This window comes from Actinoplanes sp. NPDC049265 (genome assembly GCF_043197135.1).
GTDB lineage: Bacteria > Actinomycetota > Actinomycetes > Mycobacteriales > Micromonosporaceae > Actinoplanes.
This window is the reverse complement of record NZ_JBICSP010000007.1, coordinates 181,457-201,999: the sequence shown is the minus strand read 5'-3', so window position 1 is coordinate 201,999 and position 20,543 is coordinate 181,457. Positions and strand designations below refer to the sequence as shown.

At 72.8% G+C, this 20,543-nt stretch carries 15 protein-coding genes; 10 read left to right on the top strand and 5 right to left on the bottom strand.

The window, feature by feature from the left end:
* Positions 1–15: 15 nt before the first annotated feature.
* The 4 genes from ACGFIO_RS19455 to ACGFIO_RS19440 are packed head-to-tail and all read left to right on the top strand — an operon-like array spanning position 16 to position 9,978.
* Positions 16–7,437 carry a hypothetical protein gene (locus ACGFIO_RS19455; RefSeq protein WP_392827654.1) on the top strand — a complete coding sequence of 2,474 codons (7,422 nt, stop codon included), beginning with the start codon at positions 16–18 and terminating at the stop codon, positions 7,435–7,437.
* A 22-nt stretch (positions 7,438–7,459) separates the two neighbouring features.
* Positions 7,460–8,482, top strand: a complete 1,023-nt coding sequence (locus ACGFIO_RS19450) for a ferrochelatase (protein ID WP_392827653.1) — start codon at positions 7,460–7,462, stop codon at positions 8,480–8,482.
* Positions 8,425–9,258, top strand: a complete 834-nt coding sequence (locus ACGFIO_RS19445) for an HAD-IIA family hydrolase (protein WP_392827814.1) — start codon at positions 8,425–8,427, stop codon at positions 9,256–9,258. Before ACGFIO_RS19450 ends, ACGFIO_RS19445 begins: the two co-directional genes overlap by 58 nt.
* 27 nt (positions 9,259–9,285) lie before the next feature.
* Positions 9,286–9,978, top strand: coding sequence for a DUF4184 family protein (locus ACGFIO_RS19440; protein WP_392827652.1), 693 nt, complete (start codon positions 9,286–9,288; stop codon positions 9,976–9,978).
* A gap of 188 nt (positions 9,979–10,166) precedes the next feature.
* Here the strand turns inward: ACGFIO_RS19440 and ACGFIO_RS19435 are convergent, their stop codons facing one another.
* The 3 genes from ACGFIO_RS19435 to ACGFIO_RS19425 form a co-directional block, all read right to left on the bottom strand.
* Positions 10,167–11,669 (bottom strand): S8 family serine peptidase, encoded by a 1,503-nt coding sequence (locus ACGFIO_RS19435; protein WP_392827651.1) that lies wholly within the window; start codon positions 11,667–11,669, stop codon positions 10,167–10,169.
* 77 nt (positions 11,670–11,746) lie between these two features.
* Positions 11,747–12,247: an NUDIX domain-containing protein gene (locus ACGFIO_RS19430; RefSeq protein WP_392827650.1), complete on the bottom strand. Its 501-nt coding sequence runs from the start codon at positions 12,245–12,247 to the stop codon at positions 11,747–11,749.
* Between the two features lie 6 nt (positions 12,248–12,253).
* Entirely contained in the window at positions 12,254–13,033 is a 780-nt protein-coding gene (locus ACGFIO_RS19425) for a hypothetical protein (protein WP_392827649.1), read from the bottom strand.
* Positions 13,034–13,211: 178 nt separating this feature from the next.
* On the opposite strand from ACGFIO_RS19425, the gene ACGFIO_RS19420 reads away from it, so the two are divergent.
* The gene (locus ACGFIO_RS19420; RefSeq protein WP_392827648.1) at positions 13,212–14,024 is read left to right on the top strand and encodes a DUF3097 domain-containing protein; all 813 of its coding nucleotides are present in this window, start codon (positions 13,212–13,214) and stop codon (positions 14,022–14,024) included.
* Between the two features lie 54 nt (positions 14,025–14,078).
* On the opposite strand, the gene ACGFIO_RS19415 is transcribed toward ACGFIO_RS19420, so the two are convergent.
* Positions 14,079–15,224 carry an FAD-dependent monooxygenase gene (locus tag ACGFIO_RS19415; protein WP_392827647.1) on the bottom strand — a complete coding sequence of 382 codons (1,146 nt, stop codon included), beginning with the start codon at positions 15,222–15,224 and terminating at the stop codon, positions 14,079–14,081.
* 92 nt (positions 15,225–15,316) lie between these two features.
* Here ACGFIO_RS19415 and ACGFIO_RS19410 point away from each other — a divergent pair, with 92 nt between their 5' ends.
* Positions 15,317–15,913 carry a TetR/AcrR family transcriptional regulator gene (locus ACGFIO_RS19410; RefSeq protein ID WP_392827646.1) on the top strand — a complete coding sequence of 199 codons (597 nt, stop codon included), beginning with the start codon at positions 15,317–15,319 and terminating at the stop codon, positions 15,911–15,913.
* Positions 15,914–15,940: 27 nt separating this feature from the next.
* On the opposite strand, the gene ACGFIO_RS19405 is transcribed toward ACGFIO_RS19410, so the two are convergent.
* The gene (locus tag ACGFIO_RS19405) at positions 15,941–17,257 is read right to left on the bottom strand and encodes a serine hydrolase domain-containing protein (RefSeq protein ID WP_392827645.1); all 1,317 of its coding nucleotides are present in this window, start codon (positions 17,255–17,257) and stop codon (positions 15,941–15,943) included.
* Positions 17,258–17,419: 162 nt separating this feature from the next.
* Here ACGFIO_RS19405 and ACGFIO_RS19400 point away from each other — a divergent pair, with 162 nt between their 5' ends.
* From ACGFIO_RS19400 to ACGFIO_RS19385, 4 genes are all read left to right on the top strand, one after another.
* Positions 17,420–17,869: an NfeD family protein gene (locus tag ACGFIO_RS19400; RefSeq protein WP_392827644.1), complete on the top strand. Its 450-nt coding sequence runs from the start codon at positions 17,420–17,422 to the stop codon at positions 17,867–17,869.
* Positions 17,870–17,877: 8 nt separating this feature from the next.
* A complete protein-coding gene (locus ACGFIO_RS19395; RefSeq protein WP_392827643.1) occupies positions 17,878–18,993 on the top strand; it encodes an SPFH domain-containing protein in 1,116 nt (371 codons plus the stop codon).
* 163 nt (positions 18,994–19,156) lie between these two features.
* On the top strand, positions 19,157–19,828 hold the full coding sequence (locus ACGFIO_RS19390) for a hypothetical protein (protein ID WP_392827642.1): 672 nt from the start codon (positions 19,157–19,159) through the stop codon (positions 19,826–19,828).
* 123 nt (positions 19,829–19,951) lie between these two features.
* Positions 19,952–20,542, top strand: a complete 591-nt coding sequence (locus tag ACGFIO_RS19385; protein WP_392827641.1) for a dihydrofolate reductase family protein — start codon at positions 19,952–19,954, stop codon at positions 20,540–20,542.
* The last annotated feature ends 1 nt before the right edge of the window (position 20,543 follow it).

Genomic DNA, 20,543 nt, shown 5'->3' with positions numbered 1-20,543 from the left:
TTTACGTTTCGCCTCGTGGCGAGTAGGCGATTCCCCCCGGGCACCCCGTCCTTCGTGCGCAGGACCGCGGCCGCGACAGTGGTCCTGCTCGCCGTCACCCTGACCGGGCCACCGACGGTCGCGTACGCCGCGGCCGGCCCGATCACCACCCAGGGCCAGGGCCTGCGTGCGAACATCGCGCTGCTCAACAACCTGGCGCCGCTGGCGGCAGCGACCCCGACGGCGAACTGGACGACCGGCGGCGCCGCCGTCACCCGCAACACGGCCGGGGTCAACCTCGGCGTACCCGTGCTCGCCCCGAACGTCCTGGGCACCGGCGCGATCACCGCGAAGGCCCAGCCGTCGAGCGGCGGCGGTTCGGCCTCGGCCGAGGTGCTCGGGCTCAACCTGCTCAGCACGTCCACCGTGGGCGCCGACGCGGTCAACTCCTACTGCTCGGCGACCTCGACCGAGATCACCGGTGGCACCGACGCGGCCAATCTCAGGATCGCCGGCAACACCGTGAACCCGGGCGTGAACACCGACATCGGCGTGCAGAACGTTCTGTCCGGAAAGGTCAACCGGCAGACCGCCGACTGGGACCAGAACACCGGACGGCTCACGTACACCGTGCAGGGTCTGCAGTTGAACCTGCTCAGCGGCCTTTCCGTGGTGGCCGCCGGCACTGTCACCGTGGCCGAGTCGGTCTGCTCCGGCATCGTGCGGCTCGGCTCGCTGACCACGACCGCGCGGTCGGTGATCCCCGGCAACTCGGCGACCCCGCAGGTGACCGTCCGCAACACCGGCGACATCGCCGCGCCCGGCACGGTCATCACCATCCCGGCCCCACCCACCGGCTACACCCTGGGCACCCCGACCGTCACCGGCGGCGGCGAGTGCACCTCGACCAGCACCCAGATCCGCTGCTCGGGCGTCACCGTCCCGGGCGGCGGCAGCGTGGTCGTCTCGCTGCCGGTCACCGTGAACAGCTCGGCCCCGACCGCGGCCGACTGGGCCCCGGGCTCGACCGCGATCCTGGCCCGCAGCACACCGGTCGCCGCCGCGGCCGGCACCACGATCGACGTCAACGGCGGCGGCACCCTGATCAGCGTGCTGGCCCCGCAGAGCGGCGGCACGATCACCATCGACCCGGTCACGGTGCCCGCCGGCCGGACCGCCACCACCACGCTGACCCTGGCCAACCAGGGCCCGTCGGACGCGAACACCGCGCTGACCATCCCGATCGGCAACCGGCCGGCCGGGCTCAGCATCCAGTCCGCGACCGTCGGCGGCACCCCGTGCACCGGGCTCTCCGGCGCGGTCATCACCTGCTCCGGGCTGAACGTGCCGTCCGGCCAGTCGGCCACCGTCACCTTCCGCGTCGCCGCCGCCGGGTCGGCGACGCCGGGCACGGTGTGGAACCTGGAGAACGTCCAAGCCACGCTGAACGGCACACCGGTCACCGGCACCGGGCGCTTCGCCACCGTCTCCGACCCGGACGTCAACCTCAGCGGCGGCGTGACCATCAACCGGGTCACCGGGGTGCCGGGCGGCGGCACGGCCACGCCTACCGTACGGGTGGCCAACATCGGCATGGTCCCGGCCACCGGCACCACCATCGCGATTCCCGCGCCGCCCATCGGCTACCAGGTCGGCCAGGTCACCACCACCAGCGGCACCGGACAGTGCACCAGCGGCGCGTCCGGCATCCAGTGCACCGGGGTGACAGTGCCCGCCAACGGCGCGATCACCGTGACCATCCCGGTGACGCTGGCCTCGAACGTGACGGCGAGCTGGACCGCCGTCGCGGCCGGGCCGGTCACCGCGACCAGCGACGACTCCACCGGCCAGAAGACCGGCCCGATCGTGGTGGCCGAACCCAGCTGGACCCTGGAGGTGGACTCGGTCCCGCCCCCGCCCGGCACGGTCCGCCCGGGCCAGGACACCACGATGGAGGTCGACGTCACCGACGCCGGCCCGTCCGACGCCGTGGACGCCGAGTTCGTGGTGGTGGCGCCGCGGAACACCACGTTCGCGCCGCTGCCGCTGCCCAGCCCGGCCGTGAACCTGTGCGAGGTGCTGTCGCCGGCCACGCTGCGCTGCACTGTCGACATCCCGGTGGACGGGGACCCGGTGGTGCTGCGGCTGCCGCTGCGCGTCTCCGGCGACGCGGACAGCCCGGTCGAGGGCGGCTGCGCCAGCCTCAACAACGACACCGACTGCGCCGACCCCGGTGACGAGCCGCTGGCCGACATCGTCCTGGGCACCTCGCTGGGGCGTCGGCTGACCGTCAACCCGCAGTCCGCGACCATCACGCCGGGCACCAGCGGGACGGGCCGCGTACGCATCACCTCCACCGCCGACGAGGACGCGCTCACCGTGACCGTCCCGCTGGCCCAGCTCCCGACCGGTTTCACCGCGACGCCGGCCGCCGGGTGCACGGCGACGGCAACGGCGATCACCTGCACCGGCGTGACCCTGACGGCGAACCAGGAGGACGGGATCGACGTTCCGGTCGCGGTGCGGTCGAACGTGGTCCCGCCGCGCTCCTGGACCGCCCAGGACATCCGGGTCAGCGACGGTGTCGAGACCATCACCTTCGACGGGACCCTGGCCGTGGCCGGGCCGCCGCGATGGGATCTGACCGCGACGGTCACCGGCCCGGCCGACGGCACCGTGCAACCCGGCGGCACCGGCACCCTGACCGTGGTCGCGCACAACGAGGGACCCTCGGACGCCACCGACGCCTCGTTCGCGGTGGTCGCGCCGGACAACACCACCTTCGATCCGCTGACCGGCGAAGCCGCCCGCTGGTGCACGCTCGCCTCGGGCAACAGCCGCGCGGTGTGCACTGTCGACCTGGCCGCGAACGCGAACACCCCACAGCTGTACTTCGTCTTCCGGGTGCCGGCCGGCGCCGACCCGTACGAGCCGATCCCGGGCGGGTGCGTGGACCTGGACGGCCAGCCCGGCTGTGGCCCGGACGACGAGCCGCTCGACCCGGTGGTCATGGGCGTGCCGTTCGACCGGCTGGTGGCGCTCAGCTACACCACCGTGACGGTCACCCCGGGCACGGCCGGCAACGCCGCCGTCCGGGTCACCGCCCGCGGCGGCGACCAGAACGGGCTGACCGTCGGCATCCCGGTCAGCCCGATGCCCGCCGGACTCAGCGTGGCCCAGGTGACCGCGCCGTCCGGCGCCACCTGCCAGACGTCCGGCACCCGGATCACCTGCACCGGCGTGGACGTGGCCGACGACAGCACCGTCTCGATCGTCGTACGGGTGGCCGCGACCCCCGCCGCCGTGCAGGGCACCACCTGGACGGCCGGCGACGTCACGGTGGCCCGGGGCAGCGACCAGATCACCGGCAGCGGCCGGCTGGCCGTGGTCGGCGCCCCCCGCTACACCTTCAACGTCGACGTCGGCGAGCCCGGCCCGCTGCCGCCCGGCGGCACCACCGAGGTCGAGGTGACAGTCACCAACGACGGCCCGTCCGACGCGCCGCCCGGCCCGGTCAGCATCCTGGCACCGGACAACACCACGCTCGGCGACCCGCCCGCGCCCACCTCGGACCTCTGCCAGAAGGTCTCGGACACCCGGTGGACCTGCACCTTCGGGCTGCCGTACGGCCAGCCGGTGGTGCTCAAGGTGCCGATCATCGTGGACGCCGACGCCCCGCCCGGCGACCTGCCCGGCGGCTGCCTGGACGCGGACGACAACCAGATCTGCGACGGCGACGACCCCGAGCTCGGTCCGCTGTACACGGCCACGCCGTTCAACCAGGAGCTGTCCATCTCGACCGTGCCGGTGACCATCGCGCCCGGCACCACCGGCAACGCCACCGTCCGGCTCCAGGCCGGCCACACGATCAGCGGGCTGTCGGTGACCATCCCGCTGCTGGGCAAGCCGGCGCAGATGGCCACCGTCGCCATGCCGCAGGTCAGCACCGGCGCCAGCTGCCAGTACAACGTCGGCGTCGCGTTCGTCTGCACCGGTGTGACAGTGCCGGCCGGCGGCGCCGCCATCACCCTGCCGGTGACCGTCTCGGCCGGCGCCCCGACCAACCTGACCTGGTACTCCCGCGCCCTCACGGCGGTCAACCAGGACGGCGACGTGGCCGTCGGGGCGGGCCTGCTGGTGCGGACCGGCGCGCCGCAGTACACGCTGACCGCGACCGCCACCGGGCCGGCCGACTACACCGTGGCGCCCGGCGACACCGGCAACTACCAGATCCAGATCACCAACCAGGGCCCGTCCAACGCGACCAACGGGCTGGTGACCATTCAGGCGCCGTACAACACCCGGTGGGGCGACCTCACCGGGCTGCCGATCGACAGCGCCTGCGACAAGAACTCCGACGTCCTGCTGGTCTGCAACGTCACGCTGGCCGTCGGCGCCTCGTTCAGCTGGCAGCTGCCGGTCTACGTCTACCCGGGCGCCTCCGGGCAGGCCCGGATCAGCGGCGGCTGCGTCGACCTGGACGGCGACAGCCAGTGCGGCGGCGCCGCCGACTACGTGCTGCCGGACTGGGCGCTGCGCGTCGACTTCGGCGACTCGCTGACCGTGCTCTCGGACAACCCGCAGGTGCAGCCGGGCACCGACGGAACCACGAACTTCCGGATCGGCTCGAACGTGGCCGGCAGCAATCTGACCGTACGCGTCCTCACCGCCGGACTGCCTCCAGGCCTCACCGCGGCACCCCTCGGGAGCTGCACCGCGGTCGCGGACGGCATCGAATGCACCGGCGTCAGCTTCGCCGCCGGCCAGCGGGCCATCATCCCGGTCGCGCTGACCGCCGCGCCGGACGCCGTCACCGGCCGGTCCTGGACCGCCGCGGTCCGGGTCACCCAGGGCAGCGACGTCTACACCCGCAACGTCCGCGCGGCTACCATCGGCGACCCCGAGCACGAGCTCACCGTCGAGGTGCGGCCGCCGGCGCCGGGCACGCTGCGCCCGGGCGGCACCGGCGAGCTCGACATCACGGTGACCAACGAGGGGCCGGCCTACTACCCGGGCGCGGTGGTCGAGTTCGAGGCGCCGGACGGCACCACGTTCGTACCGCCGGCCGCGCCGCTGTCCGGCAACTGCCGGCGGACCGCGCCCACCCACGTTGTCTGCACCTTCGACCTGCCGGTCGGACCGCGCAACTTCAAGCTGGTCATCGCCGTGCCGGCCACCGCGACCGGACCGCTCGGCGGCGGCTGCGTCGACCGCAACGGCGACAACCGGTGTACGCAGCCCGAGGACGAGCCGTTCCCGCCGATCGTGCTCGGCGCGAGCCTGAACGATCGGATCACGCTGAGCACCACCGCGGGCGGAGCCACGCCGGGCACCATCGGCACCGGGTACGTCGGCACCGACACCGACGAGACCTGGGCCGACGCGACAGTCGTCATCCCGAAGACGCTGCCGGCCGGCTTCACGGTCACCGGTGCCGCCGGTCCGACCGGGTCGACCTGCGACTACGCCGGCACCGAGATCCGCTGCACCGGTGTCGACGTGCCGGCCGGCGAGACCGGCGACCTGATCGCCATCACCGTCAGCACCGCCTCCAGCCTGCGGGCCGGCGTGACCTGGACGGCGTACTCGATCTCGCTCGAGGTCCCCGACGGCACCGTGCAGACCTACGGACCGCTGCTGACCACCACCACGCCGGTCGCGCCGGTCACCTACACGCCGGACCTGGCCGGCGCGGTCCGCCCCGGCGGCACGGCCACGCTGACCGTCGGCGTGCACAACGCCGGCCCGTCCGACGCGCTCGACCAGCGCATCAAGATCGTGGCGCCGCAGCAGACCACCTTCGGCGGCCTCAGCGGCGCGGTCGCGACCGCCTGCTCGCGGACCAGCAGCACGGTGCTGACCTGCCGGTTCGACCAGACCGCGCAGGCCGCCGACCTGCGCTGGGAGATCCCGCTGCTGATCGACGACGACGCTGATCCGGCCGTGCCCCTGGGCGGCGGCTGCGTCTCGGTCGACGACAACGAGACCTGCGACTACCCCGGCGACACCCAGATCGAGTCCTTCGCCCTGGCTACGCCGCTGACCGACGCGGTCACCGTCGGGTACGACCGGGTGGTCGTCGCCCCCGGCGCCGACGACACCGCCCGGGTGGTCCTGACCGGCAACCAGGACATCACCGACCTGACCGTGACCGTCGGCAACCTGCCGCCCACGTTCTCGGTGCTCGCCGCCAGCGCGGACAGCGGCAACTGCACGGTCAACAGCGACAACGTGGTGTGCACCGGCGTCAACCTGATCGACGGCCTCGCGATGAACATCGAGCTGCAGGTACGGGCGGACGTCACCGCCACGGCCTCGGCCCGGTGGCGGGCGCTGGTCGAGGTGGACGACGGCAGCAGCACCCCGCTGTACTCCAGCGGCCTGCTGGCCAGCGTGACCGCGGCGGCGTACGACGTGTCGGTGACCCTGGGCGCGCTGACCCCGAACCCGGCGTCGCCCGGCCAGACGGTCACGCTGCCGGTGTCGCTGCACAACAACGGGCCGTCCAACGCGTACCCGTACAACCTGGTCGTGGTCCTGCCCACCGGAACCACCCACGGACCGCTCCCGTCCGGCTGCACCGGCAGCGGCAACGGGCGGATCGTGACCTGCGAGGTGGACATCGACGCCGACGCCGACGCGAGCGTCTCCATCCCGATGGTCGTCGACGACAACCAGACCGACGGCTCCGTGCTCAGCGGCGGCTGCCTGGACAACGTCGGGCAGGACAGCTTCGACTACGTCTGCACCGGGCCGGACGACGACGCGCTGCCCAGCATCACGGTCAGCGCGCCCCGGGCCGACCTGCAGATCCGCTACCTGAACCCGCGGCCCAAGGCGGTCCGGGGCGGCACCGTCCGGCTCGGCCTGCCCTACAGCAACGTGGGCAACGACAGCGCGTCCGGCGTCCGGTTCACCATCGACCCGCCGGACGGTGTCCGGGTGACCGCGGCCGACATCCTGCTCGACGCCTCCAACGCGGTCGGCGAGCCCGGCCCGGACGAGACGGTGGCGGCCGACTGTGTCGCGGCCGACGACGGTGACGCCAACACGGTCGTCTGCACCGGCCCGGACGCGCCCACCGGCGACGAGAGCCAGCTCTGGATGAGCCTGTACATCGCGTCGAGCGTGCCGGCCGGCACCTACCCGATCACGGTGGAGATCAGCACCACCAGCCCGGAGGGCAACACGGTCGACAACTTCGCGGTGGCGCAGCTCTCGGTGGCCACTTCCGCCGGCGTCACGCCGAGCCCGACGGCCACGCCGACCTCGTTCCAGCCGCCCAACGACAACGGCAGCTACCCCGGCTATTCGGGCGGCGGGGGCGACAACCTGCCCAGGACCGGCTCGAACGTCTTCTCGCTGACGGTGTTCGCGATCCTGCTGATCGCGGTCGGCGTAGGCGTCCGGCTGGTGGCCCGGAACCGGCCCTGTCCACAGCCCGACGGAGCGCTGTAACCACTGGTGGAAGAATGGCCTCGTGCCCTACGACGCCTTTCTTCTGCTCTCCTTCGGGGGTCCCGAGCACCCCGACGACGTGATGCCGTTCCTGCGCAACGTGACGCGCGGGCGCGGCGTGCCCGAGGAGCGGCTGCTCGAGGTGGCCGAGCACTACCAGCACTTCGGCGGGGTCAGCCCGATCAACCAGCAGTGCCGTGAGCTGCTGGCGGCGGTCCAGGCCGATTTCGCGGCCAACGGGGTCGCGCTGCCGGCGTATTGGGGCAACCGGAACTGGGCGCCGATGCTGGCCGACACCGTGGCACAGATGCGCGACGACGGCATCGAGTCGGCGCTCGGCTTCGCCACCAGCGCGTACGGCGGCTATTCGTCCTGCCGGCAATACTGGGAGGACATCGCCGCGGCCGTCGAACACGTCGGCCCCCGCGCACCCAAGATCACCAAACTGCGCCAGTTCTGGGACCACCCGGGCTTCGTCGGGCCGCACGTCGACGCCGTCCGTTCCGCCCTCGCCGAGATCGGCGCCGGCCCCACCACCCGCCTCGTCTTCACCGCGCACTCCATCCCGGTCACCATGGCCGACAACGCGGGCCCGACCGGCGGCCGCTACACCGAGCAGCTCAACGAGACCGCGGCCCTGGTCCACGCGGCCGCCGCACCCGACCTGAGCTGGGACCTGGTCTGGCAGAGCCGCTCCGGCCCGCCGCAGGTCCCGTGGCTCGAACCCGACATCAACGACCACCTGCGCGTCCTCGCCGACAAGGGCGTGACCGATGTCATCGTCAGCCCGATCGGCTTCGTCTCCGACCACCTCGAGGTCATCTGGGACCTCGACAACGAGGCCCTGGAAACCGCCCGTGAGCTGGGTCTGGGCTATGTGCGCGCGGGCACGCCGGGCACCCACCCGGCCTTCGTCGAGATGATCCGCGAGCTGGTCCGGGAGCGCACCGACAACGCACCGCAACGGCGGCTCGGTACCCTCCCGGTCTGGGACATCTGTCAGACCGACTGCTGCCCGGCGCCGATCCGGAGAGGACCACGATGACCGAGCGCAAGGCGATCGAGAGCTGGCTGACCGACATGGACGGCGTGCTCGTCCACGAGGGCGTGCCAGTGCCCGGCGCCCCCGAGTTCGTCAACAAGCTGAAGTCGTCCGGCAAGCCGTTCCTGATCCTGACCAACAACAGCATCTACACGCCGCGCGACCTGCAGGCCCGGCTCAACCGGGTCGGCTTCGACGTGCCCGAGCAGTCGATCTGGACCTCGGCGCTGGCCACCGCCCAGTTCCTGGCCGACCAGCGGCCCGGCGGCACGGCGTACGTGATCGGCGAGGCGGGCCTGACCACGGCCATGCACGCGGCCGGCTACGTGCTGACCGAGTTCGACCCCGACTACGTCGTGCTCGGCGAGACCCGCACCTACAGCTTCGAAGCCATCACCAAGGCCATCCGCCTGATCGACGGCGGCGCCAAGTTCATCTGCACCAACCCCGACGCGACCGGCCCGTCCAACGAGGGGGCGCTGCCCGCCGCCGGCTCGGTCGCCGCGATGATCTCCAAGGCGACAGGTGTCGACCCGTACTTCATCGGCAAGCCCAACCCGGTGATGATGCGCTCGGCGCTGAACACGATCGAGGCCCATTCCGAGAGCACCGCGATGATCGGCGACCGGATGGACACCGACGTGCTCTGCGGGCTGGAGGCCGGTCTGGAGACGATCCTGGTCCTGACCGGCATCAGCGACCGGGCCGAGAGCGAACGCTACCCGTACCGCCCGTCCCGCGTGATCGACAGCGTCGCCGATCTCATCCCCGAGATCTGACCGACCCGCCGGCGGCATGATCGACTCATGCCGTTCACTGGTTCCCACCCGGCCGCGGTCCTGCCCCTCAGCCGGTCCTCGCTGCCACTGTCCGCGCTGGTCATCGGCAGCATGGTGCCGGACCTGCCGTTCTACGTCCCGACGCCGTACGGCCGCCGGCTGAGCCACCGGTTCCTCGGCGTCGTCACGGTCGACGTCGCCGCCGGGCTGCTCGTGCACGAGGCCTGGCTGCGGGTGGTCGGGCCGGCGGTCCGTGCGTACGCCCCGCCGGCGATCAGCGGCCGGGTCACGCTGGCCCGCGCCGACGCCGCACGGGTGGTCGCCGGCGTCGGGCTCGGCGCGCTCACCCACGTGGTGTGGGACGCGTTCACCCACGAGGGCGGCTGGGGCGTCCGGCTGGTCCCGGCGCTGCGGACGACGGCCGGTCCGCTGGCGGCGTACGAATGGGCGCAATATCTGGGCGGTGCCGGCGGTGCCGTGGCGATCGGCTGGTGGGCGTGGCGTCGCCGTGCGCCTGCCCCGCCGGCCCGGTGGAGGCGCGGGCGGGTGGTGACCGCGGTGGTCGCGGTGGCCGCGGTGGCCGGGGGCGCGCTCGGATTCCGCCACGGCCTCGGCCGGCCCGACCCCGTTCGGTCGGCGTTCTATCACGGCGCCACCTGGGCCGTCGACGCCGGCGTCATCGCGCTGGCCGGGGCATGGTTCCTTCGCCGCCGCGCCTGAAATTCAAAGGCTTTTTCCGTGCTCGGGTCCGTCGTGGTCCCGACCGTCGCTCCCGCCAGAGAACGGTCGCTTCGCTCCCTGCCAGCTGCGTGAGCGGCCCAACCCCACAGCGTGCCGCCTTCCGCTACCCCACCGCACCCAGCGGTAGCCCACGCCGCTCTGGGCTACCACTGGGTGTGGGGTGGGAGTCAGGGGGTGATTGTGAGGGTCAGAGTGCGTTCGGCGGCGTGGGGGACGAAGTCGGTGAAGCGGACGCGCAGCTTGAACGTGCCCGTCTGCGCCGGCGTGCCGGAGAGGACCCCGGACCGGGACAGCGACAGCCCGCTCGGCATCGTGCCCAAGGCCAGCGTCCACGCCCCGGTCAGGTTGACCGAGCGGGCCAGCTGCTGCCGGTAGGCGTGACCCTTGGCCGCGGCGGGCAGGGTCGCCGTGGCGATGTGCGCGGCCGCCGGCGGCGGCGAGGTGAACAGCAGCCGGTTCGGCGAGCCGTTGCCGGGGCTGGTCACCACGTTCTTCGTGGCCCTGGCGAGCAGGCGCGACGTCACCTGGGCCGGGGTCAGGGCGGGGCTGGCGGCGAGCAGCATCGCGACCGCGCCGGCCACGTGCGGGCTGGCCATCGAGGTGCCGTCCATGGTGGCGTACATCGAGTTGTCGCCGTTGTAGTCGCCCGGGTAGGACGAGACGATGCCGACACCGGGGGCGAAGAGGTCGACGCACTTCCCGTAGTTGGAGAAGGAGGCGCGGCGGCCGTTCGACGCGGTGGCGCCCACCGTGATCGCGGCTGGGACCCGGGCGGGGGAGGACAGGCAGGCGTTGGCGCCCTCATTGCCGGCCGCCACCGTGTACGTGACACCCGACGCGATCGACCTGGTCAGCGCCCGTTCCAGCAGCGGGTCGGGGTCGCCGCCGAGGCTCATGTTGGCGACGGCCGGCTTCTTGGCGTGCGCGGTCACCCAGTCGATGCCCTTGATGACGTCGGAGGTCCAGCCGCCGCCCTGGCAGTCGAGCACGCGTACGCCGACCAGCCGCACTCCCTTGGCCACGCCGACCGTGCGCCCGCCGATGGTGCCGGCCACGTGCGTGCCGTGCCCGTCGCAATCGGTGGCGTCGCTGTCGTTGTCGACGAAGTCGTACCCGCTGCTGGCCCGGCCCCGGAACTGGTCGTGGGTCAGCCAGACGCCGGTGTCGATGACGTACGCGTGCACCGTCGAGGCCGCGCTCAGCGGCGTGTAGGTGTGGCTGAGGGTGGCCGACCGCTGGTCGATCCGGTCCAGGTTCCATCGCGGGTCGAGCTGGGTGCCGGCCGCGTGTACGCGCCGGTCCGGCTCCACCAGCGTGACGGCCGGGTCGGCGGCGATCCGGGCGGCGTCCTGCGCGGTCAGCGTGGCCGTGAACCCGGAGACGCCGGCCAGCGTGTCACCGACCCGGTCGCCGACGAGCCGGGCGGCCGCGTCGCCGAGCGAGTCGGCGGTCAGTCCGAGCGTCGGGTTCAGCGCCACGATGTAGCGCCCGGTCGGCGCGGCGGCGCCCCGGGCCGAGACGGTGGCGGCCTGAGCCGAGAAGGTGGCGCCCCGGGTCGACGTGGCGGCAGCCTGGGCCGGTACGGCGGCGGCCTGGGCGGCGACGCCGGCACCGGTGAGGGCGGCCAGCAGGGCGGTGGAGACGCGGCGGAGCCGCAGGTGAGAGGTCATGTGCGTCCGTGCAACCTTCGCCTGGGTGACTGGTGGGCGCCGGGAAGATCGGACGCGTACGCCGCCAGGTGAGGAAATCAGACGGTAGCGACTCGGTCGCGCCGCGCGAACCAGTTGTTGGCGACCTCGGTGTGCAGCGGGAAACCCAGCGTCGCCGGGCCGGTCATCACCTCGAGCCCGAGCGTCTCGTCGTTGGGGACGAACGACGGCAGGGACGGAAGGGGCGGGAGTTCACCGAAGACCAGCAGCATCCCGTCGAGGGCGCTGAGCGCGTCGACGAGGCGGACGCCGGCCGCGTCCTGGTCGACGCCGGTCTCCTCACGCAGTTCCCGTACCGCCGCCTCCTGCCAGGTCTCGCCCACCTCGATGAACCCGCCCGGCAGAGCCAGCCGATCGCGGGCCGGCGGAATGCCACGCCGGATCACCAGCAGGCCGGCGCCGACCGGCTGGACCACCACGGCCACCGGCAGCGGGTTGCGGTAGCTGATCTCACCGCAGGCGGCGCAGCGCCGCGGCCACGCCTGGTTGGGGGTGAACCGGGCGCCGCAGAACGTGCAGTGCGCGAGACGATCCTGCACGGCCGGTCAGCCCAGCGGTGAGTTGCAGGCCGCGACGAGAGCCTGACGGCAGGCCGCGGTGAGCGGGCGCAAGGCCGCGTCGCGCTGCTGGGCCTCGTACGTGTTGACGGCCCCGCCCGGCGCGTTGTGCTCGGCCAGCGCCAGCACCTGGTCGAGCACGCTGGCCCGGGCGAACACCCGGCGTGCCCGCGGATCGAAGCCCGCCGGCAGCGTGGCCGTGCTGTCCGGTCGCCGCAGCGCCTGCAACGCGCCGGCCAGCTCGGGCCGCCACTGGGCCACGTCGAGCCGGGTGAGGGCGGCGGTCGCGGCGGTCAGCGCCTGGGTCAGTTCCTGCTCGGCCTCGGCCGCGCCGATCTGGAAACCCGGCCGGTACGAGTCGGTGGGGATGACCCGCCACAGCACGGTCTCGAAGGTGACGCCGGACCCCGACGTGTGGGTACGCACCTCGGGCACGATCCCGAACTCGGGCGCCATCACCGCCTCGCCGGCGAGCATCGCCGCGCCGGTCAGCGGGCCCGGGCCGGGCAGGCCGCGCGGGTCGCCCGGTGCGGGCAGGACGAGGCGTATCTCGTCGGGGTGCAGCTTGGCGAAGGCGGGCAGGGCCTGGGCCAGCGGGACGTCGGTCCACGTGCCGGGCGCGTCGGCGACCAGATGTTCCTCGTCGCCGGCGATCTCGGAGTCGAGCTCGTCGAACGGCACGAGTCCGGCCCGCCAGGCGCGCACCCAGGTCACGAACCGGGTGGACCGGCGCGCGGTGAGGGTGGTCGCGTTGGCTGCGGGGGACATGCGGCAAGGGTACGTGTCGTCCGACAGCCTTGTCTCGACTGACTTGCTGACGCCGTTTCGCGTCGCGGCCGTCACCTCGGAACCGATGAGATGACTCACAGGTTCCGGCACTCGTAAACCCGGCGGCGATCGCGCGTCACCTTCGGCGTGTCAGCGGACGCGGGTTACCGTGCGTCCCATGTATGGGGAGGACGTGCTGGCCGGGAACTGGCGGCGGCGCAAGGTGGTGCCCGAGGTGGACGCCGAACGCGACCTGGTGGTGGAGGATGTGGACTCCGGGTTCTGCGGCGCGGTGGTCGGATTCGAGTACGGCGCGGTCGTGCTCGAGGACCGGCACGGCAAGCGTCGCAACTTCCCGCTGGAGCCGGCCGCGTTCCTCCTCGACGGCCGGGTGGTCACGCTGCGCAAGCCGGCGCCGGCTCAACCAACTCCGGCGCGTACGCGGACGGCGTCCGGTTCGACCGCGGTGGCGAACGTGCGGGCCCAGGTGGCGAAGGCCGGCCGGATCTGGGTGGAGGGTGTCCACGACGCCGCCCTGGTCGAACGCATCTGGGGTGACGACCTGCGGATCGAGGGCGTGGTCGTGGAGCCGCTGGACGGCATCGACGACCTGCCCGGTGCCGTGCGCGCCTTCGGTCCCGGGCCCCGGGCGCGGCTGGGCGTACTCGTCGACCATCTCGTGCCCGGCTCCAAGGAGAGCCGCATCGTGGCGTCCGTGACCGACCCCGACGTGCTGGTCACCGGCCACCCCTACATCGACGTCTGGCAGGCCGTGCGGCCCGAGCGGGTCGGACTGAAGGAGTGGCCGGTCATCCCGCCCGGACGCCCCTGGAAGGAGGGCGTCTGCGCCGCGGTCGGGATCCGCGAGCCGTACGAGATGTGGCGTCGCATTCTCGGTTCGGTGGACAGCTACAAGGACGTGGAGACGCCGCTGATCAATGCGATGGAGCGCCTCATCGACTTCGTGACTGAGCCGTACCTCTCGGAGTGAGTCACCTCACCGGGGTTTTCGGCCGGTCGGAGCGAGCCGCCGAGCCGGGCTCGGTCACCCGACCGCGGCGAGCGGGGTGAGCCGGCGGCGGGAGAGTCGGAGGGCGGCGCCGGCGGTGCAGTTGCGGGCGGCGACGCCGCGGCCGGTGCGGGGGATGAGGGCGGCGATGATCGGCGGGATGCGGCGCTGGCGTGGGTCGGTCTCGCGCCGGTGCCGGGTCTCGTAGGCGGCGAACGCGCGGGCGTGGTCACCGGGGTGCTCGGCCAGGGCCTGGGCCAGGGTGTACGCGCCGGCGACGGCCAGACTGGACCCGTCGCCGAACAGCGCCACACTGGACGCCGCGTCGCCCAGCAGCGCCACCCGGCCGCGTGACCAGCTCGCCATGCGTACCCGGTTGAGCGCGTCGAAGAACGGGGCCGGGTGAGTGCGGAACCGCTCGACCAGCTCCGGCGCCCGCCAGCCGACCCCGGCGTAGGCCTCGGTCAGGAGCCGTTTCTGCCGGTCGGTGTCGTGCCGGTCGTACCCGTCGGCGGACGGCCCGCGGAAGACGAACAGGGCGAGCGGGTTGTCCCGCCCGGGGTGGATGGCCAGCAGCCGGCCCGGCGTGTTGTGCAGCACCATGTCGTGCGGCAGGTCGACGGCCTCCGGTGGCAGCGGCACGGTCGCGACGTACATGCCCAGGTCGGTGGCGAACTCCGTCTCCGGCCCGAAGACCAGACGCCGCGTGGTCGAGTGCATGCCGTCGGCCCCCACGACCAGGTCGAACCGGCGCGGCGCGGACCGGCCGAAGGTGACCTCGACACCGTCCGGGTCCTGGTGCATCCGGGTGACGCTGTCGCCGAAGACGAACTCGGCGTCGTCCCGCGCGGTCTCGTAGAGGGCCGAGGACAGGTCGGAGCGGGCCAGCTCGACACCGGCCGCGTCGCCGGTCGGGAGGGCTGTGCGGGCGAACGCCCGGCCGTCCGGGTGGAGCAGGGTGATCGCGGTGGCGCGGGTGGCCAGGCCGCGGAGTTTCGGCATCAGGCCCATCCGCTCGGCGACCGGCACGGCCGGACCCTTGACGTCGATTGGGTTGCCGCTCGAGCGCAGGTCACTGGCCCGTTCCACCACCGTCGTCCGGAAGCCGTGCCGGGTCAGCCAGTAGGCCAGCGCCGGCCCCGCGACCCCCGCCCCCACGATCAGCACTTTCTGAGGTGTCATGCCGGCCACCGTAGTCGCACTCAGTGCAGAATTGCAACGAGTGCCGAAATGCATTCACTGCCATTCCGGGCGTACGGCGATAGTCTGTGCCCATGAGCGTCCGCGACCGTAAGCGCGCCCGCACCCGGCATGCCCTGGTCGCCGCGGCCAGCGACCTCTTCGAGCGGCACGGTTACGAGCGGACCACGATCGCCGACATCGCCGCCGCCGCCGAGATCGGCACGCGCACGTTCTTCAGCTACTTCGCCACCAAGGAGGAACTGCTCTTCCCCGAGACCGATCCGCGGCTGCGGGCGGCAATCGAGGCCATCGAGTCCCGCCGCCCCGGCGACCGCCCGGCCGAGATCCTGCTGCGCGCCTGGGAGCGCGCCGACGACGAGGGCGACCTGGTCGAGGGCCTGGCCGAGCTGCGCAACCGGCTGATCCGCGAGGTCCCGTCGGTCCGCGGCCGCGCCCTGCAGGTCTATTGCGAGGCCCAGATGGAGATCGCCCGCCGCCTCGCCGAGGCCTTCCCCGACGACCTCGACGAATTGAACGCCGCCGCCCTGACCGGCGCTTTCGCCGGCGCGGTGGGCGGAGCCCTCTACGTCCTCCTGCGCGACCCCCAGACGCCCGCCGACCAGGAGTCCATCCGCCGCGCCGTCGAGGCCGCCCTGGCCCCGTGGCTCGCACACACCCCCGCGCCCTGACGCCCCCGCGAACCGCCGGCGCGCGCCCTACGCCAAGTGGGCCGGATCCCGCTTGAACACGAAGGTCGCGATGTCCAGCGCCTCGACCGCTCCGTCGACCGCCCGGATCACCTGCAGCACCTCGCCCAGCTGATCGCCGCTCACCCCGCGCCAGCGGTCGCCGCCCTCGCGTACGAACCGCCACGGCTCCTCGCGCGGCTTGGCCAGGCCCTCCACCACGATGTCCTCGCCGTCCGCGGTGATCTCGTGCTCGCGGCCGATCCACCACCACCGCCCGCACAACTCGGCCGTCTCACGGGCGGGCGGTGCCGCCGGGCGCCACGGTTCGGTGACCGGGGGCTCCGTGTCCAGCACCGCGGTCAGCGCGTCCAGGGCCACGTCCTGGATGGATGTGCCGGTCAGCCCGTACGCGTTGGCGAACGCGATCACCCCGAGCCGGCTGCGCCGGTGCACCGCGAGGGTGGCGACGTAGCCGGGCATCGAGCCGCCGTGCCCGACGTAGACCCGTTCGCCGACCCGGTAGAGCTCCGGTCCCAGCCCGTGGCCGCCGGTCCACGACTCCAGGTCGTAGATGGTGACCGGCGCACACATCTCGTCGACGGTCTCGCGGGCCAGCACCGCCGGCGCCGGGTCGGCCAGGAACGCCGCCCACTTGGCCATGTCGGTGACCGTGGACCACAACTGCCCGGCCGGCGCCATGGCGCCCGCGTCGGCTCGCGGCTCCTCGTGCAGCGTGCCGTAGGCCGGGTCGACCACGTAACCGCGGGCGAACGGCTCGACCGGAGCGTACGTGGTCCGCTTCATCCCCAGCGGGTCGAGCACCCGCCGGCCGACCAGCGTGCCCCACGACTCGCCGGTGACCCGCTCGAGGACGGCGCCGAGCAGCCCGTACGCCAGGTTGGAGTAGTGAAACGCCCGGTACGGCCGGCCGGACAGCTTCTCCGGCACCAGGCCGGCCAGCAGCTGGCCTACGTCGCCGCCGTCGGTCCGCTCCCACCACCGGCCGTCGGGTTCGCGCTGCCGGCCGGAGACGTGCCCGAGCAGCTGCCGCAGGGTGATCCCGCCGACCGGGGTGCCGGGCAGGTGCCGGTAGAGCAGGTCGTCGAGCGAAAAGAACCCCTCGTCGCGCAGCTGCATGACCACCGTCGCGGTGAACGTCTTGGTGATCGAGCCGAGGCGGTACTGCGTCTTGGGGTCGGGGCGCGGGTGCTCGCCGGCCGCCGCCAGGTGCAGTACCGCGCGGTCCCGGAGCACGCCCAGCGCCACTGACGGGACCCGGCCGGTGGCCTGTGCCTGAGCGGTGATCTCGGTGACGCGGCGCACGGATTCCGGCAGCAGGTCCACGGGAGTCCTTTCGGTGGGGAACTTCCATGTCTAACTGCGTGGGGGCGATCTGGCTACGCGGTTACCGACTCGCCCGGGCGGGCCGGCCGCCGCCGCGGACGTGTGCGTCTTCGGGCGTGCGGTGGATGCGCGATACGTGCGTAGACGTGTCACGATTCAGGTATGGACGCGGTGCTGTGGGTGGTGCTCGCGGTCGCTCTGGCGATCGGTGAGGCCTTCACGGCCACCTTCCTGATCATCTTCTTCGCGGTGGGTGCCCTGGCCGCCGCGGGCGCGGCGGCGCTCGGGGCACCCCTACTCGTCCAGGCGATCGTCTTCGCCGTCGTCTCGGCCCTGACCGTCGGGGCGATCCGGCCGATCATCGTGCGGCACCAGCGCGACGAACTGGAGCCGGGCGAGACGCAGTTCGGGGTCCAGGCCCTGGAGGGCGCCCGCGCGACGGTGCTCGAAGAGGTCGGCACCGAGCACGGTCTGGTCAAGATCGACGGCGAGCTGTGGCAGGCCCGCGTCATGGACCACACCGAGAAATACCAGCCCGGCCAGCGGGTCCGGGTGGTCAAGGTCAACGGCGCCACAGCCATCGTGTGGCGCGATGACATGCCAGAGATCTGAGAGGCGCTATGGACGCTGTCGTCGGCATTCTCATTTTCATCATCGCGTTGTTCGCCGTCATCACGCTCGTCCGGTCGGTGCGGATCGTCCCGCAGCAGCGGATGGACGTGGTCGAGCGGCTGGGCAAGTACAAGCGGACCCTGGCGCCGGGGCTCAATCTGCTGGTGCCGTTCGTCGACGCTGTCCGCACCAAGGTGGACATGCGCGAGCAGGTCGTCAGCTTCCCGCCGCAGCCGGTCATCACGTCGGACAACCTGGTGGTCTCGATCGACACGGTCCTCTACTTCAAGGTGGTCGACCCGGTCCGGGCCACGTACGAGATCAGCAATTTCCTCCAGGCCATCGAGCAGCTCACCGTCACCACCCTGCGCAACGTCATCGGCTCGCTCGACCTGGAGCGTGCCCTGACCAGCCGCGAGGAGATCAACCGCCACCTGTCGAGCGTGCTCGACGAGACCACCGGCCGCTGGGGCATCAAGGTGACCCGGGTGGAGATCAAGGCGATCGAGCCGCCGCCGAGCATCCGCGACTCGATGGAGAAGCAGATGCGCGCCGAGCGGGAGCGTCGCGCGACGATCCTGAACGCCGAGGGTCACAAGCAGGCGGCGATCCTGACCGCCGAGGGTGAGAAGCAGTCGCAGGTGCTCCGGGCCGACGGTGACCGGCAGGCCCGGATCCTCCAAGCCGAGGGCCAGGCCAAGGCCATCCGTACCGTCTTCGACGCGATCCACACCGCCAACCCGTCGCAGAAGGTCCTGGCCTACCAATACCTGCAGGCCCTGCCGCAGATCGCCAACGGCACGGCCAACAAGGTCTGGATCGTGCCGACCGAGCTGAGCAAGGCTCTCGACGGCATCGGCGGCGCGCTGGGCGGCCTGGCCAACATGGCCGGCGACAAGCCGACCGAGGCGGTCGACGCCGGCGCGGTCGAACGGGAAGCGGTCGAGGCGGCGCAGGCCGCGGCGGCCGAGGCCGAGGCGGTCAACGCCCAGGTGCGTCAGGCGGAGGCCCAGGTCTCCGGCGACAACGCGCCCAAGGGCCTGCCCGCCCCCGACCCGGTTCCGCCGTCGGCGGCCCTCGGCGGCGCCGACTACAACGGCGTGCAGCAGCAGGAACGCGCCTGATCGCATGGCTGGGGCGGCCACACCGGCCGCCCCAGCCGAAACATCTGTCCCGTTTCGGCGGTTTCACATCGGAGCCGGGCGATCCTCTGCGATTCTGTCCGCAGAGGACCCACCGACGGTGCCCCCCAGCCGCTCGGCCGTGACCCGAGCGAGGGACGCCGCCATGAGCATCAGCCAGCGCCAGACCGCGAGTGGACGCCCGCTGCGCGTGGCGCCCGCCTGGGTGGGCGCGGCCCGCCCGGTCAGCACCGACGACGATCACCTTCTGCCGGTACGCGAGGCGGTGTGGATCTGGTCGGTCCGCCGCTACGCCCGGGTCGCCTTGTGGGCGCTGCCGATGAGCGCGCTGCTGCTCGGCTGGTCCGGGCTCGGCGTGGCCACCCCGCCCGGCCCGCTCGTCGTCCGGCTCGCCGCCGGCTGGTGCTCGACGATCGCGATGATCGCCCTGGCCGCGTTGCTGGCCGGCGCCCGTACCCGCCGCCCCGCCGTCGCCGGCCTGCTCATCGGCCTGGCCGGCGCCACTGTCCTGCTGCCCGTCTCAGCCCTGCCGGCCGGCGTGGCCCCCGACGGCAGCCCGCTCGCCGGCGACCAGGTGCACACCGCGGCGGTCGCCGGCGCCGCCGTCCTCGGCGCCGGCTGGCTGCTGCAGGGCTGGGCGGTCTTCCGCAGCCGCCTGGTCAACCCAGCCGACGGGGTGCTGCTGATGCTGGCCGCGGTGTCGATCGGTGCCGGCTCGTACGCGATCCAGCCCTTCCCGACCATCGGCGCCCTCCTGCTCCTGGCCGCCGGCATGGGCCTGGCCTGGACCGGCAACCGCCTCATCCCACCCGCGTAACGCCCAGCGACAGCCCCGCCGCCCGTAGCATGCGCCTGGGCCTGGGCGGTGTTCGCGTGGCGGATGCCGCTCGGGGCGACCACGGAGCATTTGCCGTCGCCCGCGCATGGCATGCTCGCAGGCATGCCGAAGGTCATCGCGGACATCTCCATCTCGCTCGACGGGTACGTGACCGGCCCCCATCCCGGGCTCGCGAACGGGCTCGGCGACGGCGGCGAGGGCCTGCACACGTGGGCGTTCTCGAACGACGCGGTCGACCAGGCGGTGCTGAGCGAGGGCACCGGCGCCACCGGCGTCATCGTCATGGGCCGGACCCTGTTCGACCTCATCGACAGCCCCGGCGGCTGGAACGACGAGGTGGGCTACGGCGCCGGCGAGGTCGGCCTCCAGCCGGTGCTGGTGGTGACCCGCACCCCGCCGGAAAGGATGCGCCTGCCGGCCGACCGGTTCACCTTCGTGGCCGACGGCATCGGCAGCGCCGTCGCCAAGGCCACCGCGATGGCCGACGACCGCCACGTGGTGATCATGGGCGGCGGCCGCACCGTACGCGGCGCCCTCGAACTCGGCCTGCTCGACGAACTCCACCTGCACCTGGCCCCCGTCATCCTCGGCGGCGGCACCCCACTTTTCGACGGCGGCTCACCCCGGACCCTCCGGCAGTTCCGGGTACGCCACTCCGCCCACGCCACCCACCTGAGCTACCGCGTCGACTGAC

Bases quoted from the DNA above. Each gene is read 5' to 3' on its own strand.
- ACGFIO_RS19440 (WP_392827652.1), top strand. From the start codon at position 9,286: ATGCCGTTCACTGGTTCCCACCCGGCCGCGGTCCTGCCCCTCAGCCGG.
- ACGFIO_RS19385 (WP_392827641.1), top strand. From the start codon at position 19,952: ATGCCGAAGGTCATCGCGGACATCTCCATCTCGCTCGACGGGTACGTG.
- ACGFIO_RS19410 (WP_392827646.1), top strand. From the start codon at position 15,317: ATGAGCGTCCGCGACCGTAAGCGCGCCCGCACCCGGCATGCCCTGGTC.
- ACGFIO_RS19395 (WP_392827643.1), top strand. From the start codon at position 17,878: ATGGACGCTGTCGTCGGCATTCTCATTTTCATCATCGCGTTGTTCGCC.
- ACGFIO_RS19400 (WP_392827644.1), top strand. From the start codon at position 17,420: ATGGACGCGGTGCTGTGGGTGGTGCTCGCGGTCGCTCTGGCGATCGGT.
- ACGFIO_RS19425 (WP_392827649.1), bottom strand. From the start codon at position 13,033: ATGTCCCCCGCAGCCAACGCGACCACCCTCACCGCGCGCCGGTCCACC.
- ACGFIO_RS19420 (WP_392827648.1), top strand. From the start codon at position 13,212: ATGTATGGGGAGGACGTGCTGGCCGGGAACTGGCGGCGGCGCAAGGTG.
- ACGFIO_RS19390 (WP_392827642.1), top strand. From the start codon at position 19,157: ATGAGCATCAGCCAGCGCCAGACCGCGAGTGGACGCCCGCTGCGCGTG.
- ACGFIO_RS19415 (WP_392827647.1), bottom strand. From the start codon at position 15,224: ATGACACCTCAGAAAGTGCTGATCGTGGGGGCGGGGGTCGCGGGGCCG.
- ACGFIO_RS19435 (WP_392827651.1), bottom strand. From the start codon at position 11,669: ATGACCTCTCACCTGCGGCTCCGCCGCGTCTCCACCGCCCTGCTGGCC.